This is a genomic window from Mesorhizobium sp. M7A.F.Ca.AU.002.02.1.1 (assembly GCF_003998535.1).
Classification (GTDB): domain Bacteria; phylum Pseudomonadota; class Alphaproteobacteria; order Rhizobiales; family Rhizobiaceae; genus Mesorhizobium; species Mesorhizobium ciceri.
In genome coordinates, this window is sequence record NZ_RZPB01000214.1 from 1 (window position 1) to 8,315 (window position 8,315).

The window sequence follows — 8,315 nt, forward strand, 5'->3', positions numbered from 1 at the left end:
GTTCATGCCGGAGGCCAACTCGGCCATCGGTGCTGCCCAGGCCGCCAAGGAAGGCGGCGGCAAGATCCGCGTCATGCTCGCCGACGTCAACGCCAAGATCCTCGACATGATCAAGGCCGGCGAGATCTTCGGCTCGGTCAATCCCAACCAGGGCATGCAGGGCTATATGGGCTTCATGCTGTTGTGGATGGCCAAGCATCCCGGCCTGATCGATCCGATGAACGACGCCAAGCGTTCGGGTTTCAACCCGATGAGCGTGCCCTTCGTCGACAATGGCTTCTCCATCGTCTCCAAGGACAATGCGGACGACTTCTACTGGGACAAGTACCTCAAGCGTCGCGGCACCAAGGGCATCGAGGAATAGTCTCGATCGCCGCCCCGGCCTCCACAAGGCCGGACCAACCGGGAAGGAGGCTTCGGCCTCCTTCCTCCCCCGCAAGCATCGCAGGAGCATGGCGTGACCCAGTCGCCCATTCTTGAAATCCGCGGTCTGTCCAAGGCGTTCGGCCCGGTCAAGGCACTGAACGACGTGCGGTTCGAGCTGCGGCGCGGCGAAATCCATGCGCTGTGCGGCGAGAACGGCGCCGGCAAGTCGACGCTGATGAACATGATCGCCGGTGTATTGCAGCCCGACGAGGGCGACATCCTGATCGATGGCGAGCGTGTTTCGATCCACTCGCCCGCGGCCGCCCAACGTCTCGGCATCGCGCTTGTCCACCAGGAGATCGCGCTGTGCCAGGACGCCACGGTTGCCGAAAACATCTACATGGCCGCGATCAACAGCCGGCGCGCACCGCTGATGAATTTCCAGAAGCTCTACGCTGACGCCCAGAAGGTCATGGACCTGCTCGCGCCCATTCCGGTGCACACCAGGGTCGCCGACCTCTCCATTTCCAACCAGCAGCTCGTCGAGATCGCCAAGGCGCTGACGCTCGACTGCAAGGTGCTGATGCTCGACGAGCCGACCGCCGCACTCACCGAAAGCGAAGCGCAACGCCTGTTCTCGATCGTGCGCGGGCTTAGGGAACGTGGCATTTCGGTGGTCTATATCAGCCACCGCATGGCCGAGATCTTCTCGCTCTGCGACCGCGTCACCGTCTTCCGCGACGGCCGCTACGTGGCGACCGATGCGATAGCCGCCGTTTCACCCGACGATGTCGTGCGCAAAATGGTGGGCCGCGAAATCACCCAGCTCTATCCCGACAAGCTGGCGCCGCAAGAGCCTGGGCGCCTTCTCCTGTCGGTCGAGGGGCTTTCCGATGGGCGCCGCTTCGCCGACGTCGATCTGCAGCTTCGCGCTGGCGAAATTCTGGGCATAGGCGGCCTGATCGGCGCCGGCCGCAGCGAGATCGCACAGACGGTCTGCGGCCTCAGGCCAATGACCTCTGGAACCGTCGCGCTCGACGGAAAGCAGCTGCGGCTGCGCAGTTATGGCGATGCGGTCAAGGCGGGGCTGGTCTATCTCTCTGAGGATCGCAAAGGCTCCGGCGTGTTCCTCGATCTGCCGATCGCGGCGAACATATCGGCGCTCGACCTCGGCCGGCTCACCGGGCGCCTCGGCCTGCTCGACCGCAAGGCCGAGGATCGTCAGGCGCGGGAGCTGACCGGCAGGCTCGGCGTGCGCATGGCCGGCATCGAGGCCACTGTGTCGACGCTGAGCGGTGGCAACCAGCAGAAGGTTGCCATCGCCAAGCAGCTGTCCGTCAGTCCCAAGGTCATCATCATGGACGAGCCGACGCGCGGGATCGATGTCGGCGCCAAGGTCGAGATTCACCGGCTGCTGCGCCAGCTAGCCGGCAGCGGTGTCGGCGTCATCATCATCTCGTCCGAACTGCCGGAGCTGATTGGCTTGTGCGACCGCGTTCTTGTGGTGCGCGAAGGCAGGATCGCCGGCGAACTCGCCGCCAGCGAGCTCGGTGAAGAAGCCATCATCATGCTCGCCTCGGGCGTCCAGGACAGTTCAATTCAAAGGCAGGCCCAGAATGTCGCCTAGGGAATCAGGAGAAGCGCTCGTGCACGCCGAGATCAAGTCCGCCGGGCGGCGCATCAACTTCGCTCACCTCGCCTCGATGCGCGAGGCCGGGCTGATCGTCATCATCCTGGCGCTGTGCATCGCCATGAGCTTCGCCTCGCCGCACTTCCTGACATGGGGCAATTTCCGCGCCATGCTGATGAGCTTCTCCATCGAAGGCATCGTCGTCGTCGGCATGACCGTCCTGCTCATCGTTGGCGGCATCGACCTTTCCGTCGGCTCCGTCGTGTGTTTCTCGATGGTGGTCTCGGGTGCGCTGTTCCTCGCCGGGCTCGATCCCTGGACGGCAAGCCTGATCGGCATCGGCGTCAGCGCGCTGATCGGCGCGGCCATGGGCTTCTTCGTGACCGTGATAGGGCTCAATCATTTCATCACGTCGCTGGCCGCCATGGTCATCGTGCGCGGCATGTGCCTGGTGGTCACCAAGGGCACGCCGCTGTCGCTGTTCACCTTGCCGCCGGCCTTCAAGGCCATCGGCCAGGGCAGTTTCAACAACATCCCCTATGTCATCCTGATCTTCATCGTCGTGGTGGCGATCTTCGACTTCCTGCTGCGTCGCGCCACGGCCTTCCGCAAGGTTTTCTACACCGGCTCCAACGAGAAGGCCGCGCAGTTCTCCGGCATCAGGACCAATCAGGTGAAGTTCTGGGTCACGGTGCTGTGCTCGACCCTCGCCGGAGTGGCCGGCGTCATCTACATGGCGCGCTTCGGCGCGGCGACGCCGACCTTCGGCGCCGGCATGGAGCTCAACATCATCGCCGCGGCCGTCATCGGCGGCGCCTCGCTGAATGGCGGCTCGGGCACCATCTTCGGGGCGATCCTCGGCATGGCTCTGCTGTCGGTGGTGACGAGCTCGCTTATCCTGCTCGATGTCTCGGTCTATTGGCAGGACATGATCAAGGGATGCATCCTGCTGGCAGCGGTGTCGATCGATCACTTCCTGCACCGCAAGAAGTCCTGAACCTCAAAGGCGGCGAAACAAGACCATGGCCCCTCCCAACACCCGCGACGACATCGCCGCTGTTCGTCAGATGCACCAGGCGCTTGTCCTGCATTATGTCGAAGGCAAGACCCAGGCCGAGATCGCCGGGGAACTCGGCATCTCGCACGCGACCGTCAACCGGCTGATCAAGCGCGGTCACCAGCTCGGTCTCGTCGAGATCAAGATCAAGTCGCCGATCGATCATCTGGTCGACCTGGAAGCGCGGCTGGTGGCGCTGGGCGGCATCGAGCGGGCGATGGTGGTGCCGTCGGTCTCCGAAAATCCGCACACCGCCCTGCAGCGGGTCGGCGAGGCGGCGGCTGGGCTGCTGCTCGACACCATCAAGGACGGCGACACCATTTCGATCACCGGCGGCAAGGGCGTCAGCGCGCTGGTCGCCGGTCTCAAGCCGGGGCGCCGCTACGACGTCGAAATCATTCCCGCCACCGGGCTGGTGCAGGGCAAGCACTACACCGATGTCAACCACGTCGCCTCGCTGATGGCCGACAAGCTCGGCGGCCGCGCCTACCAGATCCATGCGCCGTTGTTTGCGGACACCGCGCAGCAGCGCGAGATGCTGATGGGCATCAGCTCCGTCGCCGACGTGTTTCGCAAGGCGCGCGAGGCCGATGTCGCGGTGGTGGGTGTCGGCTCCATCCTGACCGACGATTCCAGCTACTACGATTTGCATCCGTCCTCGAATGCCGATCGCCAGGCGATCGAGAAGTCCGGGGCAACAGGCGAGCTGCTCGCCCATCTCATCGATCGCCGGGGCAAGCTTTGCAACTACTCGCTCAACCGTTCGCTGGTCTCGTTGACGCTTGACGAGTTCGCGACCATCCCGCGCTCGATCGGCATTGCAAGTGGCGCCAGCAAGGTCGCGCCGATCCTCGCCGCAATGCGCGGAAATCATCTCGACACCATCGTCACGGACGAGGCCACGGGGCTCCAGATCCTCGAGCTGGCCGAACAGGAGGCAGCATGAATTCTCGACAGATCCAGCGGCAGATCGGCAAGTCCGGCATATCGGCGTCGGCCGTGGGCCTGGGCACCTGGGCGATTGGCGGATGGATGTGGGGCGGCACCGACGAAAAGGAGTCGGTGCGGGCGATCGAAGCCTCGATCGATGCCGGCCTCAGCCTGATCGACACAGCGCCGGCCTACGGTCTTGGCCGCAGCGAGGCGATCGTCGGCACCGCCATCAAGGGCAAGCGCGACAAGGTGGTGATCGCGACCAAATGCGGGCTGAACTGGCATTCGGGCAAGGGCGGGCATTTCTTCGACCAGGACGACAAGCCAGTGCATCGCTATCTCGGCGCCGACGGCATCGCCTATGAGGTCGAGCAGAGCCTGCGGCGTCTCGGCACCGATCATATCGACCTCTACATCACCCATTGGCAGGACCCGACGACGCCGATCGCCGAGACGATGGCGGTATTGGAAAAGCTCAAGGCAGCCGGCAAGATCCGCGCCATCGGCGTCAGCAATATCAGCGCCGAGGATCTCGGCCATTATATCGATGCCGGCCAGCTCGATGCGATCCAGGAGCGCTATTCGATGATCGACCGCGACATCGAGAGCAGCCTGCTGCCGATCACTCGCCGCCATGACATCGCCACGCTCAGCTATTCGTCGCTGGCGCTGGGGCTGCTCACCGGCACGGTCGACCCCGGCCGCACATTCGGCGGCGACGACCAGCGCAAGGACAACCCGCGCTTTTCCACGGCCAACCGGCAGAAGGTGGCAAAGCTGAAAGAGGCCATCGCCCCTATCGCCGAGAGCCACCAGGCGTCGACCGCGCAGATCGTCATCGCCTGGACGCTCGCCCAGCCGGGCATCACCTTCGCCCTGTGCGGCGCGCGCAATCCCGAACAGGCGCTCGACAATGCACGGGCCGGGGAGATCACGCTTGCGGCAGGCGAGCTTGCGGCAATCGACGCCGCGGCAGCCGCGCATCTCACTGCGATGGATGCCTGAGAAAAAAGGCAACAGCCCCGATGAACCGTAGCCATACGTTAGCCGGTCTGCGCGACCGGCCTGATATCGCCGTGCTCGTCATCGGTGGCGGCATCAACGGCATCAGCGTCTTTCGCGAACTGGCGCTGCAAGGCGTCGATGTCGTGCTGGCGGAAAAGGGCGATTATTGCAGCGGCGCCAGTGCCGCCCTTTCACGCATGGTGCATGGCGGCCTGCGTTATCTCGAAAACGGCGAATTCAAACTGGTGCGCGAATCGCTGCTCGAACGTGACCGGCTGCTGAGGAATGCCCCGCACTATGTGGCCCCGTTGCCGACGACGGTGCCGATCTTCGACATTTTCTCCGGCCTTGCCAACGGTGCGGTGCGTTTCCTGGGTCTGACGCGGCGGCCGAGCCGGCGTGGTGCGCTGGTCATCAAGACCGGCCTTGCCATGTACGACCTGTTCACCGCCGCACGGCGTTTGATGCCGACGCACAGGTTCAGGGGCCGCGCCGAAACCTTGAAAAAATGGCCGGCGATCAATCCGGCGATCCGCAATTCGGCGACCTACTACGACGCCTGGGTGAGCCGGCCCGAACGCCTCGGCCTGGAGATGCTGCTGGACGCCACGGCGAGCGCGGCGAACGCCCGCGCCTTGAACTACGCTCAGGTATCGTCGACAGGTGATAGCCTCGCCATTACCGACACGCTGACGGGCGAACAACTGCCGGTACGGGCGCAATTGGTCATCAACGCTACTGGCGGCTGGATCGACCTGACCAACAGGCCATCGGGGCGGCGGCGCAGACGATGATGGGCGGCACCAAGGGCTCGCATCTCATCGTCGACAATGCAGAACTGTTCGACGCGCTCGGCGGCCATATGGTCTATTACGAGAACGAGGACGGGCGCATCTGCATCCTGTTTCCCTATCTCGGCAAGGTGCTGATCGGCTCGACCGACATCCGGGTCGACGATCCGGACAAGGTGCGTTGCGAGGAGGACGAGCAGCGCTACATCCTGCAGTCGCTCGCCTTTGTATTCCCCTCGATCAAAGTAGCTGAAAACCAGATCGTGTTCCGCTTCGCCGGCGTGCGACCCTTGCCCGCCAGCGAGGACAGTTTTACCAGCCGCATACCGCGCGATCATTTTTGCGAGTTCGTAGAAGCGAGCGGGCACCTGCCGGCGACACTGTGCATGGTCGGAGGCAAGTGGACCACCTTCCGTTCGTTTGGAGCGCTGGCCGCCGACATGGCACTGAAGCGGCTCGGCCTCGCGCGCAGCCAGGGCACGCAGGACATGGCCATCGGTGGCGGCCGTGATTTTCCGGCCGACCCGGACGCCTGGTGCGCGTCATTCGCCGCCGAGCATGGCCTGACGGTCGAGCGCGCGCAAACGCTTCTGCAGCGCTATGGCACGTCGGCCAGGGATTTCGTTTCGCACCCGGCGGGCGAACAGATGCTGCCGCAGTCGGACTATTCGGCAAGCGAGATGGGGCGCATCATCGAGCGCGAGCAGGTCGAGTGCCTTGCCGACCTGTTCTTGCGCCGCACCACCATCGCCATTTCAGGCGGTCTCAGCTTCGACCTCGTCAACGCCGTTCTCGACATGCTGGCGGCGCACAAGGACTGGAGCGCCAGCGAGGCTGCCACCGAGCGCTCGACCTTCCTCGCCTTGCTGGCCGACCGGCACGGCATCGACCTCCAGACACATCAAAGGAGCGCCCTATGCGCGTAAACAAGAAAGTCCGTATGAACCGGCTGTTCGGCGGCGGCCGCTGCCTCGACGTCGCCATCGATCATGGCGTCTGCAACGAGCCGAGTTTCCTTGCCGGGCTGGAAGACATGGCCAGCGTGGTCAACCAGCTGGTCAAGGCCGGCCCCGACGCCATCCAGATGAACTACGGCCAGGCCGACCTGCTGCAGGCCGTGCCTGGCAAGGACAAGCCGGCGCTGGTGATGCGCATCGACATGGGCAATCCCTATAACAGGATACGCCACCGGGCGATGTGGGCGGTGCTGCAGAACGAAGCCGAGCCCTTGCTTGGCGCCATCGAGATGGATGCGGCTTGCGTCGTGGTCAATCTGTTCATGCTACCCGACGAGCCGGACCTGTTCCGGCAATGCGTGCAGAACATCGCCCGCGTGCGCGCCGATTGCGAGAAATACGGCCTGCCGCTGATGATCGAGCCGCTGGCCATGCTGCCGGTCACCGAGCATGGCGGCTACATGGTCGACGGCGACGCCGATAAGATCGTCACCTTGACCCGGCTTGCCCGCGAGATGGGTGCCGATATCGTCAAGGCCGACCCGACCACCGATCCCAACGACTTCCACCGCGTTGTCGAGGCGGCGCGCTGCCCGGTGCTGGTGCGCGGCGGCGGCAAGGAGGATCTGCGTGCCGTGTTCGACAAGTCGGCCGCCTTGATGGCACAGGGTGCGCTTGGCATGGTCTATGGCCGCAACATCTACCAGCATGCCAACCCGAGCGCTGTCGTGCGCGGGCTGATGGCAATCATTCACGACGATGCCGATGGCGGCGCAGCCTGGGATCTGTACAACCAGGCATAGGCTGCGGCCTCGGGAGGCGCCAATGGCAAGCTATATCCTCGGTCTCGATGCCGGCAACACCGTCATCAAGGCCATCCTCTTCGACCTGTCGGGCCGCGAACTGGCATTCGCCGCCCGTGACGGCCGCTCGTCCATGCCAAAGCCCGGACATGTCGAACGCGACCTCGACGAACTCTGGCGCAATGCGGTCTCGGTCATTGGTCAATGCATCGCTGAAGCCGGTATCGACGCCGGCGAGATCGTCGCCATCGGCTGCGCCGGCCATGGCAACGGGCTCTACGCGCTCGATCGTGCGGGCGCGCCATTGATCGGCATCCAGTCGCTCGACACACGCGCCGTCGACATCGTTGCCGAATGGGCAGAACAGAATGTCGGCGACCGCACCTACGCACATTGCCTGCAGCGGCCGTGGGCGGCGCAGACGCCGACCCTGCTTGCCTGGCTCAAGCGCTTTTCGCCGGCTTTGTTTGCCAGCATCGGAACTGTGTTCTTGTGCAAGGATTTCGTCGTCAACCGCCTGACAGGTGCGCGCAGCAGCGATACTTCAGATATGTCGGGCTGCGGCCTGCTGCAGATGCAGGACCGCCGCTACGAGCCGGACCTGCTTGCCGCCTATGGGCTCGGCGATTGCATGGACCTACTGCCGCCAGTGCTGGAATCGGCCGACATTGCCGGCCATGTCAGCGCGGAGGTGGCGGCCCTGACGGGACTGCGCGCCGGCACGCCGGTCGTTGCCGGGCTGTTCGATGTCGTCGCCAGCGCGGTCGGTTCGGG

At 64.4% G+C, this 8,315-nt stretch carries 6 protein-coding genes and 2 pseudogenes; all 8 read left to right on the top strand.

Going from position 1 to position 8,315, the window contains the following annotated elements:
* Positions 1-364, top strand: a pseudogene (locus EN879_RS15280) (sugar ABC transporter substrate-binding protein); the annotation flags it as partial.
* A 93-nt stretch (positions 365-457) separates the two neighbouring features.
* A complete protein-coding gene (locus EN879_RS15285; protein WP_063169062.1) occupies positions 458-1,993 on the top strand; it encodes a sugar ABC transporter ATP-binding protein in 1,536 nt (511 codons plus the stop codon).
* Positions 1,994-2,069: 76 nt separating this feature from the next.
* Positions 2,070-2,993 (top strand): ABC transporter permease, encoded by a 924-nt coding sequence (locus EN879_RS15290; protein ID WP_224674565.1) that lies wholly within the window; start codon positions 2,070-2,072, stop codon positions 2,991-2,993.
* A 25-nt stretch (positions 2,994-3,018) separates the two neighbouring features.
* Positions 3,019-3,999, top strand: a complete 981-nt coding sequence (locus EN879_RS15295; RefSeq protein WP_024504451.1) for a sugar-binding transcriptional regulator — start codon at positions 3,019-3,021, stop codon at positions 3,997-3,999.
* Entirely contained in the window at positions 3,996-4,991 is a 996-nt protein-coding gene (locus EN879_RS15300) for an aldo/keto reductase (RefSeq protein WP_063169061.1), read from the top strand. The genes EN879_RS15295 and EN879_RS15300 overlap by 4 nt, the downstream gene beginning before the upstream one ends.
* Before the next feature lie 20 nt (positions 4,992-5,011).
* Positions 5,012-6,708 (top strand): annotated as a pseudogene (locus EN879_RS15305) (glycerol-3-phosphate dehydrogenase/oxidase).
* Positions 6,709-6,722: 14 nt separating this feature from the next.
* Positions 6,723-7,541 (top strand): aldolase, encoded by an 819-nt coding sequence (locus EN879_RS15310; protein ID WP_024504448.1) that lies wholly within the window; start codon positions 6,723-6,725, stop codon positions 7,539-7,541.
* Positions 7,542-7,563: 22 nt separating this feature from the next.
* The coding region (locus tag EN879_RS15315; protein WP_245493821.1) for an FGGY family carbohydrate kinase at positions 7,564-8,315 on the top strand (752 nt) is incomplete at its 3' end.